Annotated in this window: 22 protein-coding genes; 11 read left to right on the top strand and 11 right to left on the bottom strand. The window is 70.3% G+C overall.

Annotated elements, in window-relative coordinates; genetic code table 11:
* Positions 1-45: 45 nt before the first annotated feature.
* Positions 46-1,251 carry a PP2C family protein-serine/threonine phosphatase gene (locus ABT171_RS39885; RefSeq protein ID WP_351251617.1) on the bottom strand — a complete coding sequence of 402 codons (1,206 nt, stop codon included), beginning with the start codon at positions 1,249-1,251 and terminating at the stop codon, positions 46-48.
* Positions 1,252-1,492: 241 nt separating this feature from the next.
* Here ABT171_RS39885 and ABT171_RS39890 point away from each other — a divergent pair, with 241 nt between their 5' ends.
* Together ABT171_RS39890 and ABT171_RS39895 are read left to right on the top strand one after the other, a co-directional pair.
* Positions 1,493-1,879 carry a DNA ligase-like domain-containing protein gene (locus ABT171_RS39890; RefSeq protein WP_351251619.1) on the top strand — a complete coding sequence of 129 codons (387 nt, stop codon included), beginning with the start codon at positions 1,493-1,495 and terminating at the stop codon, positions 1,877-1,879.
* Positions 1,880-2,876: 997 nt separating this feature from the next.
* Entirely contained in the window at positions 2,877-3,224 is a 348-nt protein-coding gene (locus ABT171_RS39895; protein ID WP_308437751.1) for an ANTAR domain-containing protein, read from the top strand.
* A gap of 398 nt (positions 3,225-3,622) precedes the next feature.
* Here the strand turns inward: ABT171_RS39895 and ABT171_RS39900 are convergent, their stop codons facing one another.
* The 4 genes from ABT171_RS39900 to ABT171_RS39915 form a co-directional block, all read right to left on the bottom strand.
* Positions 3,623-3,844 carry a hypothetical protein gene (locus tag ABT171_RS39900; protein ID WP_158926425.1) on the bottom strand — a complete coding sequence of 74 codons (222 nt, stop codon included), beginning with the start codon at positions 3,842-3,844 and terminating at the stop codon, positions 3,623-3,625.
* Between the two features lie 98 nt (positions 3,845-3,942).
* Positions 3,943-4,308: a hypothetical protein gene (locus ABT171_RS39905; protein WP_351251622.1), complete on the bottom strand. Its 366-nt coding sequence runs from the start codon at positions 4,306-4,308 to the stop codon at positions 3,943-3,945.
* Positions 4,308-4,979, bottom strand: a complete 672-nt coding sequence (locus tag ABT171_RS39910; protein WP_351251623.1) for an Asp23/Gls24 family envelope stress response protein — start codon at positions 4,977-4,979, stop codon at positions 4,308-4,310. Before ABT171_RS39910 ends, ABT171_RS39905 begins: the two co-directional genes overlap by 1 nt.
* Positions 4,970-5,545: an RNA polymerase sigma factor gene (locus ABT171_RS39915; RefSeq protein WP_351251625.1), complete on the bottom strand. Its 576-nt coding sequence runs from the start codon at positions 5,543-5,545 to the stop codon at positions 4,970-4,972. Before ABT171_RS39915 ends, ABT171_RS39910 begins: the two co-directional genes overlap by 10 nt.
* 153 nt (positions 5,546-5,698) lie before the next feature.
* On the opposite strand from ABT171_RS39915, the gene ABT171_RS39920 reads away from it, so the two are divergent.
* From ABT171_RS39920 to ABT171_RS39945, 6 genes are all read left to right on the top strand, one after another.
* The gene (locus ABT171_RS39920) at positions 5,699-6,190 is read left to right on the top strand and encodes an Asp23/Gls24 family envelope stress response protein (RefSeq protein ID WP_055495862.1); all 492 of its coding nucleotides are present in this window, start codon (positions 5,699-5,701) and stop codon (positions 6,188-6,190) included.
* Between the two features lie 84 nt (positions 6,191-6,274).
* Positions 6,275-6,442 carry a hypothetical protein gene (locus ABT171_RS39925; RefSeq protein ID WP_030645371.1) on the top strand — a complete coding sequence of 56 codons (168 nt, stop codon included), beginning with the start codon at positions 6,275-6,277 and terminating at the stop codon, positions 6,440-6,442.
* A complete protein-coding gene (locus tag ABT171_RS39930; RefSeq protein ID WP_351251627.1) occupies positions 6,439-7,584 on the top strand; it encodes a DUF6286 domain-containing protein in 1,146 nt (381 codons plus the stop codon). The genes ABT171_RS39925 and ABT171_RS39930 overlap by 4 nt, the downstream gene beginning before the upstream one ends.
* A 28-nt stretch (positions 7,585-7,612) precedes the next feature.
* Positions 7,613-8,221: an alkaline shock response membrane anchor protein AmaP gene (locus tag ABT171_RS39935; protein WP_351251629.1), complete on the top strand. Its 609-nt coding sequence runs from the start codon at positions 7,613-7,615 to the stop codon at positions 8,219-8,221.
* A gap of 85 nt (positions 8,222-8,306) precedes the next feature.
* A complete protein-coding gene (locus ABT171_RS39940) occupies positions 8,307-8,462 on the top strand; it encodes a DUF6131 family protein (RefSeq protein ID WP_099054839.1) in 156 nt (51 codons plus the stop codon).
* A gap of 352 nt (positions 8,463-8,814) precedes the next feature.
* Complete coding sequence (locus ABT171_RS39945) at positions 8,815-10,056, top strand: PP2C family protein-serine/threonine phosphatase (RefSeq protein WP_351251631.1); 1,242 nt, start codon at positions 8,815-8,817, stop codon at positions 10,054-10,056.
* Positions 10,057-10,169: 113 nt separating this feature from the next.
* On the opposite strand, the gene ABT171_RS39950 is transcribed toward ABT171_RS39945, so the two are convergent.
* On the bottom strand, positions 10,170-10,331 hold the full coding sequence (locus ABT171_RS39950) for a hypothetical protein (RefSeq protein WP_350834311.1): 162 nt from the start codon (positions 10,329-10,331) through the stop codon (positions 10,170-10,172).
* Positions 10,316-10,945 (bottom strand): DUF5994 family protein, encoded by a 630-nt coding sequence (locus ABT171_RS39955; RefSeq protein ID WP_350834313.1) that lies wholly within the window; start codon positions 10,943-10,945, stop codon positions 10,316-10,318. Before ABT171_RS39955 ends, ABT171_RS39950 begins: the two co-directional genes overlap by 16 nt.
* A 353-nt stretch (positions 10,946-11,298) precedes the next feature.
* Between ABT171_RS39955 and ABT171_RS39960 the strand changes: the two genes are divergently transcribed.
* The 3 genes from ABT171_RS39960 to ABT171_RS39970 all read left to right on the top strand — a co-directional run bounded on the left by ABT171_RS39960 (position 11,299) and on the right by ABT171_RS39970 (position 14,367).
* The gene (locus ABT171_RS39960; protein ID WP_200418068.1) at positions 11,299-11,991 is read left to right on the top strand and encodes a DUF5994 family protein; all 693 of its coding nucleotides are present in this window, start codon (positions 11,299-11,301) and stop codon (positions 11,989-11,991) included.
* A 124-nt stretch (positions 11,992-12,115) separates the two neighbouring features.
* Positions 12,116-12,979, top strand: coding sequence for a slipin family protein (locus ABT171_RS39965; protein ID WP_069777874.1), 864 nt, complete (start codon positions 12,116-12,118; stop codon positions 12,977-12,979).
* Positions 12,980-13,098: 119 nt separating this feature from the next.
* Complete coding sequence (locus ABT171_RS39970) at positions 13,099-14,367, top strand: ATP-binding protein (protein WP_351251634.1); 1,269 nt, start codon at positions 13,099-13,101, stop codon at positions 14,365-14,367.
* A gap of 39 nt (positions 14,368-14,406) precedes the next feature.
* On the opposite strand, the gene ABT171_RS39975 is transcribed toward ABT171_RS39970, so the two are convergent.
* From ABT171_RS39975 to ABT171_RS39990, 4 genes are all read right to left on the bottom strand, one after another.
* The gene (locus ABT171_RS39975; protein WP_351251636.1) at positions 14,407-14,892 is read right to left on the bottom strand and encodes a DUF5994 family protein; all 486 of its coding nucleotides are present in this window, start codon (positions 14,890-14,892) and stop codon (positions 14,407-14,409) included.
* 283 nt (positions 14,893-15,175) lie between these two features.
* Positions 15,176-15,700: a hypothetical protein gene (locus tag ABT171_RS42075; protein ID WP_434975033.1), complete on the bottom strand. Its 525-nt coding sequence runs from the start codon at positions 15,698-15,700 to the stop codon at positions 15,176-15,178.
* Positions 15,701-15,706: 6 nt separating this feature from the next.
* Complete coding sequence (locus ABT171_RS39985; protein WP_350834323.1) at positions 15,707-16,243, bottom strand: DUF5994 family protein; 537 nt, start codon at positions 16,241-16,243, stop codon at positions 15,707-15,709.
* 189 nt (positions 16,244-16,432) lie between these two features.
* On the bottom strand, positions 16,433-17,410 hold the full coding sequence (locus tag ABT171_RS39990) for a magnesium transporter CorA family protein (protein WP_351251638.1): 978 nt from the start codon (positions 17,408-17,410) through the stop codon (positions 16,433-16,435).
* Between the last annotated feature and the right edge of the window lie 376 nt (positions 17,411-17,786).

Consider the following 17,786-nt stretch of genomic DNA (forward strand, 5'->3'; position numbering starts at 1 on the left):
AGACACCTCGTGATGTCTCATTCGCGTTGGCACCGTTCACCCAGGTCACGACTGGTCCTTCGTGCGTGCGGCTGAGGCTTGCCGGGTGTCTGCGCCGCTGCTGACGTGCCGCTGGGTCTCCTGGGGGCCGTGCCAGTCCAGGCAGACGGCGGTGGCATCGTCTTCGAGCCGGCCGTCGGCGGCGTCCCGGACCGCGGACGTCAGCGCCAGCGCGGTCTCCCTCGGGTGCAGATTCCGGGTGCACCCCAGCAGGGCGGGCAGATCGACCTTCTCTCCGTGACGTTCGAGCATGCCGTCGGTGAACATGAGCAGACGGTCACCGGGCCGCAGGTCGAGGTCCTGCACACGGTACGGGTGGGGAGTCAGCTCAGACAGCCCGAAGGGATGGTCCACCTCGCAGGTGATCCTCTCCACAGCCCCGTCGCGCATGCGCAGCGGCCAGGGATGACCGGCGTTGACGAATTGGGCCCGCCCGGTATGGAGATTGATGCGCAGGAGCTGCCCGGTGGCATGACCGTGGCCGTGTTCGATCAGTGCCTGGTCTGCCCGGTGGGCCTGTTCGCCCAGGCCGGTGCCCGCCCGGCGGGCACCGCGCAGGGCGCCCACCAGGACCGTGGCGGCCAGGGCGGAATCCATGTCGTGGCCCATGGGATCGGTCACCGACACGTGCAAGGTGTCGCGGTCCACGGTGTAGTCGAAGGTGTCGCCGCTGAGGTCCTCGGAGGGCTCCAGGTTCCCGCACAGGGTGAACTGTGCGGCCTCGCACGACAGCGACAGGGGCAGCAGCTGGTACTGGATTTCAGCTGCCAGGGTGGCCGGCTTGGAGCGTTTGCCCCAGGTGTAGAGATCGGTGAAGCGGCCGTTGGCGATCACGATGTAGGCCAGGATGTGGGCGGCTTCCCCGACTGCGTCGAGCACGTCCTCGCCAGGGCCGGTCGGCAGGAGCAGTTCCAGCAGCCCGATCGCATCCCCGCGGTTGGTGACGGGCACGATCACCCGCTGCCCCTCGCCGGTCGCGTCCTGATACAGGCGCTGGGTACGGATCACCTCCTCGTAGACACTGCCGAACAGGGGAACCCGCTCGGCCTGCCGCCCACCTTGAGTGGGAGCGGTGGACAGCCGAGCCACCGCCTTCCCTGTCAGGTCCACGATGAGGAAAGAGACCTTAGTGGCCTCGAAACGCCGCCGCAGGTCCTCCGCGATCACGTCGACGGCGTCCGCCGGCGCCGCTGTCTCCGCTGCTGTCAGCAATCGGGTGAGCCCACTTTGTCCACCGCTCACGACCGCAGTCCCTTCCGCAACCCCCCACCAGCTTGGTAATAACCGCAGTGAGCGTCAATCCGTGAACAGTCACGCTCCGGCGTTCGCCCGCGGACGGGGCCGCCACGGCTGCTCTGTACAAAAGCGGCTCGACGGGCCCATGTCTTAGGAGACACGCCAGAGTCTGGAGAACGATCGCTGGAGAGCGCTGCTCTCTCTGGATGCCGGGCGTTTGGTGTTGCGCTCGCGCAGGGACAGGAACCTCGCACCCTCCTTCCCCGAGGTTCGTTCCGGGCACGGTCCAGCTGCCGACGCGACGGCCCTGGACGGCGAGCTGGTCGTACGGGAAATCCAGCAGGCTCGCCTTCAAGCGAACCAGGGTCGCCTCCAGCGGCGCGGTGCCGGCGCTGCCCGGCTCGCCGAGCAGTGGCCCGCCCACGTCGCCTTCGACTTGTTGCGCCTGGCGGGCACCGACACGACCAGATGGCCGTACGCGGGCGCCAGGGTGGCTGCTCCGGAACGCCTTTTTACCGAACAGAACCTCACCGCGCCGTGGGCGCTGTGCCCGTCGTTCCCCCCGCTGGCCTGGGGATTCACGAAACTGCGGACAGGGCCCTGAAAGCGGCCAGGGCTACTTGTCGCCCGAGCCGGACGGGAGCCGACCCGCAGGTCCACCGCGGCCCGGTCCGTGAGGCGGGGAGCAAGGCTGCGGCTCAACCGGGCGAGGGCCTCGTCCACCTCCAGAGTCTGACCGAGCACGTCACGTCGGGACCAGCCGTCCGTCACCACGCAGGCACCTGTCGTCGTCCCCGCGTGCCGCACGCCTCTCGGCCAGCGCCCACAACAGCGGGCAGCGCTCCCGCGGGATGAGGGCACCTCCCGGGTCACGATGGCACAGATCGTGCGTGGAACTCCCCGTCGCCACCCGCCACACCAACGGCGGGGCCATGGGCGCCATCGCGGGGCGCCGTCACTGCGGTCACGTCAGCGGCTCCCCCGGCTCGTTGGCTGAACCGGAGGAGCCTGAGTCGAGCCGGCCCCATGGATGCGCTGCTGAACGCGGCCCACCTCCGGGTCCCCCTCCCGAGTCCCCCGCACCCGAATGCCTGCCGCGATGTCCGACAGGCGCTCAATCGGAGCCGCGACCGGTCGTGCGCAGAACCCCGGGAGGAGGGGATGCTCTGGGACGCCACGATCAGGACGTCTTTTTCCGGCTGCGGTTGATGCACTCCGAACGCACGGCCGTCCGCGTCGGCACCGGAGAGCCTCGAACCGACTCTGAAGACGGTCAGCCGAGCCAGGACGACACCACCCGGCCTCGTGATCCTGCCCCGGCGTCTGGTGGTCGAGCAGTCCTTCGCCCGATCAGGCGCGCCCGCAGGCACCGCGACCATGGACGGAACATCCCTCGATCCGAGCGGTACTGATCGTCGCAGGGCAGGGCCCACCGTCATGGCCGAGTTGAACCCTGAGTGAGCTCCGCTCCAACGGCCGCTGCGCGCCGTGGAACGGGATGCACGAAAACGGCAACCTGGGGTAATAGTCGAACTGTCGTCCTCGCAATTCCGTACGGCACCGGCGACCCGGACGGGAAACCCGAGGTCTGGGATGTGACCATGATGGAAGACTCTTCGAACGGCACCCCGATGCGGCTCGAGGGGCACTTGGTTCCGGCACGGACACCGCTCCTGAACAAGATCAGCGAGTTGCAGACGGAAATCGGTCAGCTGCAGGAGGCCGTCGTCTCCCACACCGTGGTGGACCAAGCGATCGGTGTGGTCATCACCCTCGGTGGCCTGCGTCCCGAGCAGGGCTTCCAACTGCTACGAGAGGTCTCACAGCACACCAATACAAAACTGCGGCAGGTCTCCGAACTGATCGTGGAGTGGGTACACAGCGAACAGCTGCCCGATGAGATCCGCACCTCCCTGGACAAGGCACTGGCCACCGCACGGTCCATCTGAACGCAGCACAGCTCTGCCGCCCGCGTTCCGAGCCGGACGGCAGGGCGGGCGGACGAGTTGAATGCCAGCTCACTTCCGAACCCGCACGCGACGCGACCTCCGCTCAACGCGTCCCGGAACCCATCTGACCAAAACGTCGCACGCCAGACTTACCGGCGGTCGCTGATGACGCACGCTCCGGAGCACTCGCCGGCGTGCCCGCAAGGGCCCCACGATCACGGAGTCTCCCCCGAGTCGCGCGAACGGTTGCGTGGTTGCCGTGTGCAGCGGATCGGACGCCTCCTGCGCGGCCGGCAGCCGCCCGGCCGACAACAGGAGCGGGCCGGCGCCGCGAAGCACCCGGGACAGCGGGCCCGTCGCCGTCTCCGGCACCGGCGGCAACGGTCCCGTCAGGCCGGTCAGGGCCGCGTCGGGGTCAAACAGACCCGCTCGGCGGCGCCGTCCTCGTCCACCAGACCGGCCGCGGACCAGTCGGCCAGTCCCGGCACCAGCACGCGGCACACCCGTCTGAGCCCCTCGACCGCGTCCAGCGTGCTCGACAGCGCCGCCGCGCTCCGGGTGGCGAACGCCAGCTGGTCGAGCGCCGCTCGCAGCGCCGCGTCCGCGTCATCCTCGTCCATGGCGACCACCTGCCCGCCTGGTGGCCCCGCGGCCGCTTCCGCCCTGGGAAACCAGCTTGCCGAACGACGGTTCGCGGGGCCTGTGCCCGCGCCGCCGCTCATGCCGCGTCGTGCCAGGCGGCAATACCGGTCACCGTGACCGCGACGGTGACCGGCTCCGCCGCAGCGTGGGTGGCGAGGTGGGTGATGAGGGCGTCTGTCACCCGGTCGTGGACGTTTCGGGCGATGTCCAGCGCCCGCCGATCCTCCGTCAGGACGCAGCGCACCTCGATGTGCCATCCCGACCCGTCCGGCGCCCGGTCGGCGCGTACGCCGGCCTCGGGTGGCGTGGTGTCCGCCCGGGTGGGCGCGGCGGCTGCCGCGAGGCGCCGAGCGAGGCGGGGTTGCAGGGCGGCCACGCCAGGAACCGCGATGGCTGCCTCGGCCGCGACGCCGAGGAGCGCGGTGGTGCTGGTGGCGGTCATCATGCGCCACCGCCCGTCGGGAGGCGGGGACCGAGAGTCGGTCCCGGTTCCAGTACGTCGGCCACGGTGATGTCGACGGCTGTCACCGTGAGCCCCAGGTCCTGTCCGGCCGAGTGGAGGACCGATCGGCGTACCTGGTGGACCCGGTCGGGCAGCGGGCGGTCGAGGGCGGCGGCCAGGGTCATGGTCACCCGCACGTCGGTGCCGTTGCCCTCGTGTACGAGCCGGCAGGTCGCGGCCCTGGCACCGGGGACCGTGTCCGCGGCCCGCCTCAGCACCTTGGCCGCGGCGCTCTCGGCGATCCGCAGGTCCCGGTCGGGGTCGGCCAGGGGCAGCAGCCGCCCGAACCGGACCTCTGCCCTGACGACGTCCATGACCCGGTCGGCGAGTGCGTGCAGGCCCGGAGGGTCCTCGTCGCGCAGCGTCCGGGCGGCCGCGTTCACCGTGGCCAGTCCCTCGACCGCCTCTCGGCAGTATGGACAGGACACCGGGTGCGGGTCCGCGGCCGGTGGTGCGTCCCGCGCCTGTTCCCAGACCCGGCTGAGCAGGCGGCCGCAGGGCAGTACCTCATCGCCTGCGATCGGGGGCACGTCGGCGGCGGCCCAGCCGTTGCGGGGCCCGTCGGCTCCGGGCGGTTCGGGAGGCCGCGTGTGCGGGTCGTCTAGCGCCATGAGCCCATCGCCTCCTGCAGGGATCGGCGTGCCCTGAACAGTCTGCCGCGTACCGTCTGCTCGTCGGTACGCGTCACGTGCGCTATCTCCTTGTAGGGCAGGCCCTGCACCTCCCTCAGGATCCAGCAGACCCGCTGTCCGGCGTCCAGCTCGGCGAGCGCGCGGAACAGGGCGGCCATGGCCGCGTCCTCCTCGGCGGTCCGGGCGGGCTGGCTCCACGCGTCGCCCGCCGCGGGTTCGGCGACGGTGTCCAGGGAAAGAGGCGGCGGCCGTCGGTGGCACATGGTCTGGCAGCGGTTGACGGTGATCCGGTATATCCAGGTGTGGAACTCCGCCCTGTGGCGGTATTCCGGCAGGTGGCGCCAGGCGCTGACGAAGGCGTCCTGAACGGCCTCCTCGGCGTCCTGGGGGTTGCCCAGCATGCAACGGGCCAGGGTCAGCAGGGACCGGCTGTGCCGCTGGACGAGAACGGCGAAGGAGTCCTCGTCTCCCTCGGCCGCCCGTACCGCCAGCAGGCGGTCGGGCAGGTCGCACCCCAGTCGTGGGGAAGCAGTGCGTTCGATCATGACGCTCCCACGCAGGCTCGGAACGAGCGTGTACCCCCGATACAAGTTGTGACGCACATCACATGCCAGACGCGTGAGGATTGTGCCGCCCGGTATGTCCAACGTTCGACGGGCACCATTCCGGTGTCCGGCCGACCGATCGAGGCGACCGCCATGACGGACAACATCACCAGCGTCGGCGGGGGCAGCCGGCCCGAAGCGGGCGTGAGCGCGCTCAAGGGCCGCACCGGGGCCGGGGCTCCGGCCGAGACACGGGGCAGGACCACCATCGCGGACGGTGTGGTGGCCAAGATCGCGGGCATGGCCGCCCGCGAGGTACCGGGCATCCACAGCCTGGGCGCGGGCATGGCCCGCGCCTTCGGAGCCATGCGGGAACGCGTCCCCGGCGCAGGCGGAGGCGGAGCGGTCACCCGCGGCGTCAAGGTCGAGGTCGGGGAACGGCAGGCCGCGGTGGACCTGGACGTCGTCGTCGAGTACGGCGTCTCCATCGTCGACGTCGCGGGCGGCGTACGCGTCAATGTCATCAGCGCCGTGGAGCGGATGACGGGCCTGGAGGTCGTGGAGGTGAACATCGCCGTCGACGACGTCCACCTGCCCGACGACGAGGAGCAGCAGACCGAACCGGACGAGGGCCGCGTGAGATGACCGCTGCCGGGACCACCGCCGTGATCTCGGGCCCGAGCGGATGATCACGGCGAGAGGGACGCTCGCGAGACGGGTGAGTGCGAGATGAACACAGCAACGACGGGACTCGCGGCCGGCATGGCCCTCGGCTTCGCCGGCTACTTCGGCGGCTTCTGGGCGTTTTTGCTGGTCCTGGTCCTGGGCGCGGCGGGGCTGATCGTCGGCCTCGTCGTACAGGGCGACCTGGACCTCCGGACACGGAGGCAGCGGTGAAGACCCGGCCCGGTTCCCCTGGCGAGGGGTCGGGCCCGCCGGCGCCGGCCGCCGGGCTGCCGCCCCCGGCCGAGCGGGGCGCCACCGTCATCCCCGACAGGGTGGTCGCCCGTATCGCCGCCCAGGCCGCACGCACGGCCCAGTCCCGGCGCGCCGCCGTACCACCCGACCGCGGCGGACCGGCGGCACCCCACGCCTCCGCCGCCGTCCGTACCGGATCGGTGCGCCTGCATCTGACCATGGACCTGCCCTACCCCACCGACATCCCCCGTGTCTGCGAGCGGATCCAGCGGGACGTCGCCGAACGGGTCGCCCAGCTGACCGGGCTGCGAGTGGGAGAGGTCCTCCTCACCGTCCGGCGGCTGGTGACCGCCACCGACTCGAGCCGGGGGGGGTCCGGTGAGCGGCCGGGCGGCCCGGGTCATTGGGCACGCCGTGCAGGAAGGGCGATCGCGATGACATCCGGTCCACGTCCCCCGGGCCGCGGCTCCGAGTCGACCACGCACCCTGCCGCGGTGCCCCTGGCGAAGGAGCCCGACCCTCCCGAACGCGACGTGTCCACCTCCGACCTCACAGCCGGTGAGCGCGAAGGAGGACACCGAACACATCGCAAGTGGTCCGCGCGCCGCATCACGGCGGCGATGGTCGCCGCGGTGATCCTCGTGGCCGCGGTCGCGGCGCTCGTCGACGTCGTCGCCGTACGGGTGGGACGTCCGGCGGCGGCCTGGCGGCGGCACCTGGCCGACGAACTGGCGACCCGCCCGGTGGACGACGTGTGGATGCTGACGGGGGCCGCCGTGGCCGCCGCCGTCGGCGTCTGGCTGATCGTCCTGGCCCTCACTCCCGGTCAGCGACGCTGGCTGCCCCTGCGCTCACCCGCCGGCTGCCCGCGATTGCGGGCCTTCGTGGACCGCAACAGCGCCGCCGTCCTGCTGCGCGACGCCGCCATGCGGGTCCCCGGAGTCGGCGCGACGCACGTCATGGTGGGCCGCCACCGCATCAAAGCCCGCGCGGACGTCCGCTTCCGAGACCCCCGACAGGTGAAGGACGACCTCACCGCCGTCCTCGACGAGGAGCGCGACCGGCTCGCCCTCGCCCGTCCTCCCCGCATCGCCGTACGGACGCGGCGACGCACCCGCTGACACAAGACCCGCAGCACCGGAGCCCGCCATGACGCCGCGATCCGCTCTCAACCGCACCCTGCTGGCCCTCGCCGGGCTGGTCCTCCTCGGCGGCGGACTGCTCATCCTCTTCGCCGGGCTCGACCTCTACAGGCGGCACGATCTGGCCCCGCCCGCCGGCTGGCCCCTGACCACCCCGGCCGACGTCCTGCTCGGCTCCGCCGACCGGGCCCGCTGGAGCAGCCAGGGCTGGTGGTGGTGGCCCGCGGTCATCGCCGCCCTCGTCCTCACCGCCCTCCTCGCCCTGTGGTGGCTGCTCGCCCAGCTGAGCCGACACCGCCCCGGCTCACTGCCCGTCGGCGGCATACCCCCGCAGGAAGGCGTCGAACTGCGCGACCGCGCACTCAGCGAAGCGATCGCGAACGAAGCCGGTGCCCTGCCAGGGGTAGGCCATGCGGCCGTAGTCATCACCGGCCGACCGGGCCGCCACCGCACCCGCATCAAGCTCACCCTCACCCCCGAGGGCACGCCCGGCGCCACTCTCGGTGCCCTGTGCGAAGGCCCGATCGGCACCGCGCGTCGGTCCACCGGCCTCACCGACATGCCAACCGAGGTCCGCCTACAGGTCAGCCGCCACGGACCACACCGCGTGGACTGAGGAGGAGATCGGCCGTTCCCGCCGACGCCCTTGCGGCCCATAGCAGTTCGCGGGCGCGCCGGCACCACTCCCCGAAGGAGAGATCATGATCATCCTGGGCGTCATTCTGCTCGTCGTCGGCTTCCTCACCGGCCTGTCCATCCTGTGGACCATCGGGATCATCCTGCTGGTCGTGGGAGCCATCCTGTGGATCCTCGGCGCGATGGGACACGCCGTCGCCGGTCGACGCCACTACTGGTAGGCGGGGTCGGTTGCCCTGCAGGGCAGTGATCCATGCTGCGGGCAGGCCGGCAGACGGCGCGGACCCCACCAAGATGTTCGCGGCGGCGGACGACGACGGCGAAGAGGTCGATCCGGCTGAGGCCGCCGCCGGTGCTGACCAGCCGCCGCGGCTCGGCCGGGGCGCGCCCGGTGGCCGTTGTGCCGGTCCTCGCCGCACGAGCGCACGGCCGACTCGATGGGGAGTCGGTGGATCGACCCCCACGATCCGGGCGGGAGTTCACCACCGCGTCGACCGGTGAGTCTCCGTCGGGAGTTCGTATGCACAGCACCTTCGTGAAGATCCGCCAGAACGTCCCCCCCGGGCCACGGCGATGACGGGCGGTGAGGGGCAAGGACCCGCGGAAGGCTCCACCCGGTCGGAGCGCTTCGGGGAGGAGTTTCTGGGAATCCTGCTGGACCAGGGGCACGAGCTGCCGCCGCACCAGCTCGGTCCGCTCGTCGCACGGCAGATCAGCAGGCTCGACGGCCGCGAGACCTCTATCTTCCTGCAGGACTACGGCCAGGTGTGGCTCGTCCCCCTGCCGGGCGACGGGCTGGCGGCCGGGGAACCGCAGCCGATCGACGGCTCCGACGCCGGACGCGCCTTCCGGGAAGCGCGTCCCGTCGAGGTTTCGCAGGCCGACGGTGTGCGGGTCTATCTGCCCCTGCTGGACGGTGGCGACCAGGTGGGCGTCATGGCCGTCACCCTGGACCGTCTCCAGGACGACGAGCGACGGCTGCTGCGCAGGCTCGCCTCACTCGTGGCCGACATGCTGGTGACCAAGCACGGTTACACCGATCTGTTCTTCCGGCTGCGCCGCAGAGAACCGATGAGTGTGGCGGCGGAGATCCAGTGGTCGCTGCTGCCACCGCTGGCGATGTCCACGCCCCGGGTCGAGCTGGCCGGGATGCTGGAACCCGCCTACGACGTGGCCGGCGACAGCTTCGACTACGCCCTCAACGGCGATGTCCTGCATGTGGCCATGGTCGACGCGATGGGCCACGGACTGGACGCCGCCACGATGGCCACGGTGGTCATCGGAGCCTACCGGCATGCCCGGCGCATCAGCGTCGGCCTGTCGGAGATCTATACGTTCATGGACCGGGCCGTCGCCGATCAGTTCGGCCCCGACCACTTCGTGACCGCTCAGATGATGCGGCTCAACACGGCAACGGGCAGGCTTCAGTGGGTCAACGCCGGACATCCCGCTCCTCTGTTGATCCGTGGACACCGTGTCGTACGACGGCTGCAGGGCCCGACGACGCTGCCCGTCGGCTTCGGCGGTCACGAGCCCCGGATCAGTGAAGTGGCTCTCATCCCCGGCGACCGGATCCTGTGCTTCACCGACGGACTGATAGAGGAGCGCGATGTCGGCGGTGAGGAATTCAGTGAGGAGCAGCTCATCGGGTGGGTGAACCGCCTTGAGCCCACGGCCCAGCAGATCCGGACGGTGGCGCGCTCCCTCTCCCACACGCTGCAACGGGCGCGGGGCGGGATCACGACGGACGATGCGACGCTCCTGCTGATCGAATGGCGCGGGAGCGCCACCGACGACCTCGCCCTCCTGGAGTGAGCCGGCAGCGCACCACCATGGACATGGCCGACGGCACACTACGTTCCTCTCCCGCCGCTCTTTGCGAAAGTCCTACCGGCGGGGGCGGCTCCGCGATCCTCCTTGGAGCGGGTTCACTTCCCCGTGCGGTGCCATGGCGAGAACCGCCACCGCCGGGTACGGCCGGAGGTCAGGGTCTCCATGCGATCATCGTGGCTCGCGGTGAACAGCTGAATCACGATCACACCGAAGACGATCATCGCGAGCAGCACGCTCACCGTCACGAAGGTGCCCATATCTCCCATGCTCCTGCTGCCGTGGTGGGGGGCCCGTGACCGGTGACCGGTCCGTCAGGAGTGCGTGAGGCGGGGTGGGGGGCGTCGTGTCCGCCTTCGGAGTCCCAGACCGCCTCCCCGAGTGAGTCCGAGTCGGCCGCTGCCTCTGCCGCGGCCCGGAAACGTTCGGCCTCATGGATCAGGCCGGTCGCCGTGAGGCTCCGTGACGGGTCGGTGGCCGCGGCCATGTGCCGGGCCGCGGTGGCCGGGGCTGTCTCCGGTGGGATCACCAGCAGGTCCCAGCGGCCGAAGGTGTAGGACAGCAGCAACAGCTTGTGCGGATCCTGCCCGGCGTTGGACCAGCCGACGCGCACCATGTGGCCGTGCGCGGGCACTTCCCCCGGAATGACCGGCCAGAACGTGCGGCTCACCGCTACCCGGGTGATCCGCCCCCACAGCCGGTCGAGACATTCGACGAGCGCCGGGAGCTGCTCCGTCAGGTTGCGCGAACGGGGCCACCAGGCACCGTCGATGAGGGCCGGAGGGGCGCCGGCCGGCGCCAGCGTGAGTCGGAGCGGTGACGAAGAAGGAGCCCGGCCTCCGACTGCGGGTGTGAACGGAATGGTCGCGGTCATGGCGGGGACCCAACCCCGGGCCGGTCACGGCCGGCCCGGTTGTGATGAATCGCCGAGAACGACCCGGCGTGGAAGCCGGTGTACGAGATGCTCTCGGTAATCACCAGGATACTCCCCGCCCGCGCCCGGCGGACCGATGCGGAGCGACGGGTTGAACAAAACACGAGGAAAACCTCCCGCGCAATACAGCCAAGGAGTGCCGGCCAGGGCATGCGAGCCGTCGGGCGTGAGACCGGTCCGGTAGCCGGCGTACGACGTGCCGCGGCGCCCTCAGCCCACTGCCCGCCGGTATCGACAGCCGCTTCACGGATCCGGCGGCGCCTCCACAACCGCCCCGGCGTGTGCGGAGTACCGTGGACAGCACCGAGGGCATTTCGCACACCGGCTTCCACGCCGGGTCGTTCTCGGCGAGAGACGAAACCCGGGGCGCCGCCAAGGCGGCCCGGAGACGGGTCCGCATCATGTCGGCGACCTTGCACCAACTCCTGCCACACCACGAGCCCGTCGCAGCCCCGGCCGCGCGTCTCGCGCTGAAGACCGACGGCCCGTCGCGCGGCCTCCTGGACGGTGCCTGGTGGCCCCGCTCCCGGGACCTGCTGAGCGAGCTGCCCGCGCTGACCGATGTGCTGGACCCTCTGTGGGGCCGCATCACCCGCATCGCCGTCAACCCGACGTACTGGCCGGTCATCCCGCACGAGATCCCCGTGGGCGGTCATGTCGTCAAGGCCGGATGGTTCACCCCGGAGATCGACCCGCACAAGCTGCTGCTGCTCTCCTACGGCACCGGCCGCTGGGACCTGCTGGTCATCCCGCCCGAGACCGAGACGGAGTCGGCGGCCCGCCTGATGGCGGCCGCGTCCGACTACGACGGCCCACCGCTGACCGCAAGCGCTCTCATCGCCGCGGACGAGACCCGGCACGCCGTCTCCGCCGCCGACCGGCCACTCGAACCGGACGAGGCAGGGAAGCACGAGGAGGACGGCCCCGCCTCAGCGGCCGTTCCGGCACGGACGGATCGCGCCAGTCGCCTGGTCATCGGCATGTGAGACGGCCGCCACGACCGGTGCCTTCACGGGTTTCGGACCTGCCTCACGAGCCGGCGCAGGCACATGCAGGGGTCTCGACCGGCGAGTCTCCGCCCCACGTGGTCCTCGTCCCGAGGAGCAGTACATGCAAGCCCTGATCGTTCTCATCGTCGTGATCGGTCTTCTGGCCGTCCTGGCCCTCGCCCTGTCCGTGAAGGTCGTCAAGCAGTACGAGAAGGGAGTGCTGTTCCGCTTCGGCCGACTCGTCGGAACACGCTCCCCGGGACTGCGGTTCATCATCCCGTTCGTCGACGCCCTGCACCGGGTGTCGCTGCGGGTCGTCACCATGCCGATCCAGTCCCAGGGCATCATCACCCGGGACAACGTGAGCGTGGACGTGTCGGCGGTCGCCTACTTCCGGGTCGTCGACGCCGTGAAGTCGGTCGTCGCCGTGGAGAACGTCAACGCGGCGATCAACCAGATCGCCCAGACCACCCTGCGGAAGGTCGTCGGCCGGCACACGCTCGACGAGACGCTGTCGGAGACGGACCGTATCAACCTGGACATCCGCCAGATCCTCGACGTCACCACCGTCGACTGGGGTGTGCAGGTCACGCTGGTCGAGCTCAAGGACATCCAGCTGCCCGACACCATGAAGCGCGCCATGGCCCGCCAGGCCGAGGCCGAGCGGGAGAAGCGAGCGAAGATCATCAACGCGGAGGGCGAGTCCCTGGCCGCAGCCGCGCTCGGCGACGCCTCGGACACCATGATGGCCCACCCCCTGGCGCTTCAACTGCGCAATCTCCAGAGCCTGGTGGAGATCGGTGTCGACCAGAACACCACCGTCGTCTTCCCGGCCCCCCTCATGAGCACGATCGGCGAGCTCGGCTCCTTCCTCGCCCGGGAAACCGCTGCCGCCGCACCCGCCGCGGCAGCGCCCCCGGCCGGCACCGGCCGCACCGACACGTCCCTCAGCCCGGCAGGCAGCGCGCCCGGTACCGCGGCGTGAAGCCGACCACGGCCCGAGCGATCCGTGGCACCAGGGAGGATTCGTGACCGTCGCCTGTCGCGCGCGTCCTCCGGGCACCGGCTGATGATGGGGGTACGGCCGAACACGCGGAGCTGATCATGACGGGTTGGCGGGTCAGGGACTACACCCAGGACGATCTCGAAGCGGTGATCCGTGTCGACATGCAGAGCGGCACGACCGAGGAGCCGCCGCTCTTCCCACTCTCGGACGCCGTGACGGCCCTCCAGACCCGCCACCCGGCCGTGGTGGCCACGGCCGACGACGTGCTGATCGGCGCCGCGGTGAGCAGGGTGGAGGGCGAACGGGCATGGATCCTGCGCATCTGCATGGCGCCCGGCTGGCGGCAGCGCGGGCTGGGGAGTGCCCTGATCACCGCCCTTGAGCAACGGCTCTTCGCCGCCGGCGTCCGCGCGGTGCACGCCGCCCTGCCCGAGGGCGAGACCGGTGCCACCGCCCTGCGCAACTGCGACTTCGGCGCCCGCCCCGGGCTGGTCTTCTTCGAGAAACGCGGTCCGGTGACCCCGCAGTCGGCCGGCACGCTGTCCTCGCTCGGAGCGGAGCTGCCGCCAGGGGGGCTCTGGCAGAAGGTCGCGGGCATGCAACGGGAGAAGCAGCTCATCGAGCGGCGCCTGGTCCTGCCGCTGGCCCATCCCGAACTGGCCGCCCAGCACGGAGTGGAACCGCCACGGGCGGTGATGCTGTTCGGCCCGCCCGGGACCGGCAAGAGCACGTTCGCGCACGCGATCGCCAGCCGCCTGGGATGGCCCTTCCTCGAACTGTTCCCCGCCCGTCTGGCCGCCGAGTACGGCCTGGCGACCGGGCTGAACCGGCGCTTCGACGAGATCGCCCGGCTCGACCACGTCCTCGTCTTCATCGACGAGGTCGAGGAGGTCGCCGGCGAACGCGGCGGCGCGGACGCGACCGCTGTCGGCGTCGTCAACGAACTGCTCAAGGCGATCGTCCGGTTCCGAAGCCAGGACGGACGGCTGCTCGTCTGCGCCACGAACAACGTGACCACGCTCGACTCCGCGTTCCTGCGGCACGGCCGCTTCGACTACGTGCTGCCGATCGGCCCTCCCGACCACACCGCCAGGACCGCACTGTGGGAGAGCTACCTGGCCCGAGCGGGCGCGCGGGCCGACAGCGCGGTACTCGCATCCGCCAGTGAGGGGTTCACCCCCGCCGACATCGCCCACGCGGCACGTACCGTCTCCCAGGCCCAGTTCGAGCGCACCTTCGACACCGGAACCCGGACCACCCCCACCACCGACGACTACCTGGACACGATCTGCGACACCAAGCCCACGGTCAGCGCTGCCATGGCCCGGGAATTCGCCCAGCAGACGGAGGAGTTCGCCCGCATCTAGCGTCCAGGCCGGGTGGGGAGTCGATCTGCGACGGACGTGTCAGGCCGGCGTAGGTGGCGTGTCGCTGCCCGTTTCGATGAGGATCTGCCTGGCCTCGGTGACGTTTTCGGCCCGTACGGCCCTGGCCATCGCGGCGCGTGCCGCGTCGGGCGACGTGTCCGGAGGAACCAGCAACAGAGAGAAAAGGTCCCCTTCGCCTCGGGTGATGAGGACGGTGTCGTCACCGACCGGGAAGGAGTCGATGTGCACGACCCGGTCGTCGACCATCACCCGGGTCGGCAGTTCGTCCCAGGCGCTGCCGTCCAGACCGACCCGGGTGACAGGCCCGAGATGCTCGGTCAACGCGGAGATCAGCGAGGGAAGCTCGGCACCGATGTCCCGGGACCGCGGCCACCATGCGCCGTCCAGGATTCCCTCGCGTGCGTGGGTGGTCTCCAGTCGCAGCAGGGCCGTTCCGGGATTCACCGACCGGTGCACGGCGTCCGGCAGGAGCCTGGGGAAGTCGGGGGTGTCTGAGCCTGCCATGGTGTCCGCCCGTCCGCAGAGAGCAGTGCGACCGCACGGCGTGCGACCACGATACGACCCTGCTACCTCACGGTACTCCGCACGACGCTCCCGCGAGCGCTTCGCCGCAGGCGCGGTTGCGGAAACAGGCAACGGCTCCGGCGTATACCCGCCGGAGCCGCCCTTCCGGGTCATTGCACGTGAGCGTGCGCCGACCCGCTTTCCAGGTTACGTCAAAGGGACTAATCCGCCATAAGCAATCCTTGCGAGGGTTCACTTCGGTCCGAGAAGCCGACGCGGCGGTTCAGCCACGCCCTTCCTCTTCCGTCTCCATCTGCCGGATCCCCTGGTGCGTCAGCGTGATCATCCCGGGCGTGTTGCCCCTCTCCCAGTCCACGACGACCCAGCCTTCACCTGCCAGGTACATGCAGGCAGCGGCCATGTCCTGCTCAGGGATACCCAGGTCCGTGCGGAGCTTCGCCCCATCGACACCCAGGAGGCGATTGCCCTCGGCGGCCTGGTACAGAGCCTGCATGATCCTCTCGCGGTACGTCTTCCGGTCGCGCAACATCGCCATGACGCGCCTTCCTCTACTGCCCACGGTCGGGCCGAAGCCGATGTCATCCGCGGTCGCCGTCGCGGTGGGGCGCGTCGGAACGGTCGCGTCCACCGACCGACGGTGTCTCCGGGGCCGACGCCCGATCCCCGGCAGAACATCGCTGTAGTGGAAGGCAGCGATCCGTTCGGCGTGCTGGCCGTTGAGCCGGTGGATCAGAACGACTCCGACGGCGATCAGGACGACCAGCACGGCCACGGCGATGACGAGCACGGGATCTCACCTCCGCCGACCGGCGGGCGAAGGCCCCGCCGAGCCGATGGGCCGGGGCAGGGACGACGGGCGACCTGCTCCGCCGTCGGTCTCCCAGGCTTCCTCCCTGTTTCGTGCATCGATCCTGTCTGCCGCTTGCTCCCGGGCCGGGACATCGATGCCGTCGCCGGCCATCAGCTGCGCGGCGGCGTCAGCACCGGTTTCCGGCGGAATCACCAGCACGTCCCGGTGGCCGTCAGCGGAGAAGAGAGTGAGTCTGTGCGGATCCTGCTCCTCGGTGGACCAGTCCACCCGCACGGTGCGCCCGGCGTCGGACACCCAGTGCGGCAGGACGGGCCAGTAGGCCGGGTGCACGGTGACACCCGTGATACGACCCCAGAGATCGCCCAGTGCGGCCGTCAGGGTGGGCAGCTCACGGGTGAGGGCACGGGAGCGAGGCCACCACATGCCGTCCAGCCCGCCCGGCGCGGGTCTCAGGGACAGCCGGGCCGCCGGCGACGGCGTGCGCCTGCTCGATGTCGTACGGTCAATGGTCACGGCCATGGCGCGGACCTGTCCCCGGGCTCGTGGGTGCGGCCCGGTGCTGTCGATCACCGGAAACGGCACCCGCAGCGGAGCCGGTGCGCGAAAAACTCCCGGTGTCTTCACACTACTCCGCTCACCGGCCCGAAAAGCCCGCCATGACCAGGTAGTTTCCTGCCTTCGGGACCTGGTCGCCGGTGCCGATGCCGGTCAGAGCCAGTCCTTGCGCTTGAACGTCAGATACAGCAATGCGGACAGGAGCACGATGACGGCGGCGGAGGTGATGAAGCCCGACTCGTGGCCGAAACCGGGATAGGGGAGGTTCTGGCCGTAGTAGCCGGTGATCGCGGTGGGAACGGCGATGATCGCGGCCCAGCTCGTCACCTTCTTCATGATCAGATTCATGCTGTTGGCCTGGACCGAGAGGTTCGTCTCCATGACCGAGGCCACCAGGTCCCGCAGTGATTCCGTCCACTCGGTCGCACGCAGCACGTGGTCGTAGACGTCCTGGTAGTACGGGACGAGAGGGTCGGTGATCAGGTGCAGGCCGGGGCGCATGAGCCCGTTGACCACCTCGCGCATCGGAAGCACGACGCGGCGCAGCCGGACGAGCGATTTGCGCAGTGCGAAGACCCGGCGCTGCACGGCTTCGATCTCACGGCGCCCGGCCGCGAAGAGCAGGCCCTCCAGCTCCTCGATGCTGTCGTCCAGTTGCTGGACGGCGGCGAAGTGTCCGTCCACGAGATGGTCGAGCAGGCCGTGCAGCAGGAATCCGACGCCGTGGCCGGCCAGATCCGGGCTCTCGTCCCAGCGGGCGACGACGTCCTCGATGTCGAGGCCGTCGTCCTTGCGGACGGTGATCATGGCCTGGCCGGTGAGGAATACGGCGATCTCGCTGTACGTCAGCTGCGCACCGTCCGGGCTGACGGCCACGGCATAGGCGCTGAGGAACTCGTGGGTGCGATAGCGGTCGAGTTTCGGCCGCTGTCCACGCTGGGCGGCATCCTCCAGAGCCAGTTCGTGGATGCCGAACTCCTGACCGAGCATGGTGAGTTCAGCGGCTCCGGGCCGGTGCAGGTCCAGCCACAGGACCGACCCCGGATCAGCGAGATGCGCAGGGACGTCACTGACGGGGAAGTCCTCCAGGACCAGAGTGCCGTCGTGATACAGCCGGGTACGCGTCACCATGGCCCGAGGCTAGTGTCTTATACCCCTTTCATGCCGCTTCGCCCCGATTGCCAGCGCGGCAGGTTCATCGACAGCGGCCACCCTCCGGGGAGGATCTCACGACGTCAAAGCCCGGCGACATCCGCAGGCTCCGACCGACGAGCACCAGGGTGCCGGTCCGAAGGCAGGAATGCGGGTACCCGGCTACGGCATCGCATCCGGCGTACACCGCCCGACCGGATGCGGCCCGTCAACCGGGAAGGACACGCATGACCGCGCACACCCCTCCCCGTCGCCCGCCTCCCCCGTTATGTTTTCCGCGGTCCTGTAAGAGGACCGCTGGCCTCCGGGCCCGGCATGACTGTTCCCCCCTGTCGAACGGATGACCCGGGGGGTG

Origin of the sequence: Streptomyces sp. NPDC001851, assembly GCF_040297165.1 — a bacterium.
In the GTDB taxonomy this organism is placed as follows: domain Bacteria; phylum Actinomycetota; class Actinomycetes; order Streptomycetales; family Streptomycetaceae; genus Streptomyces.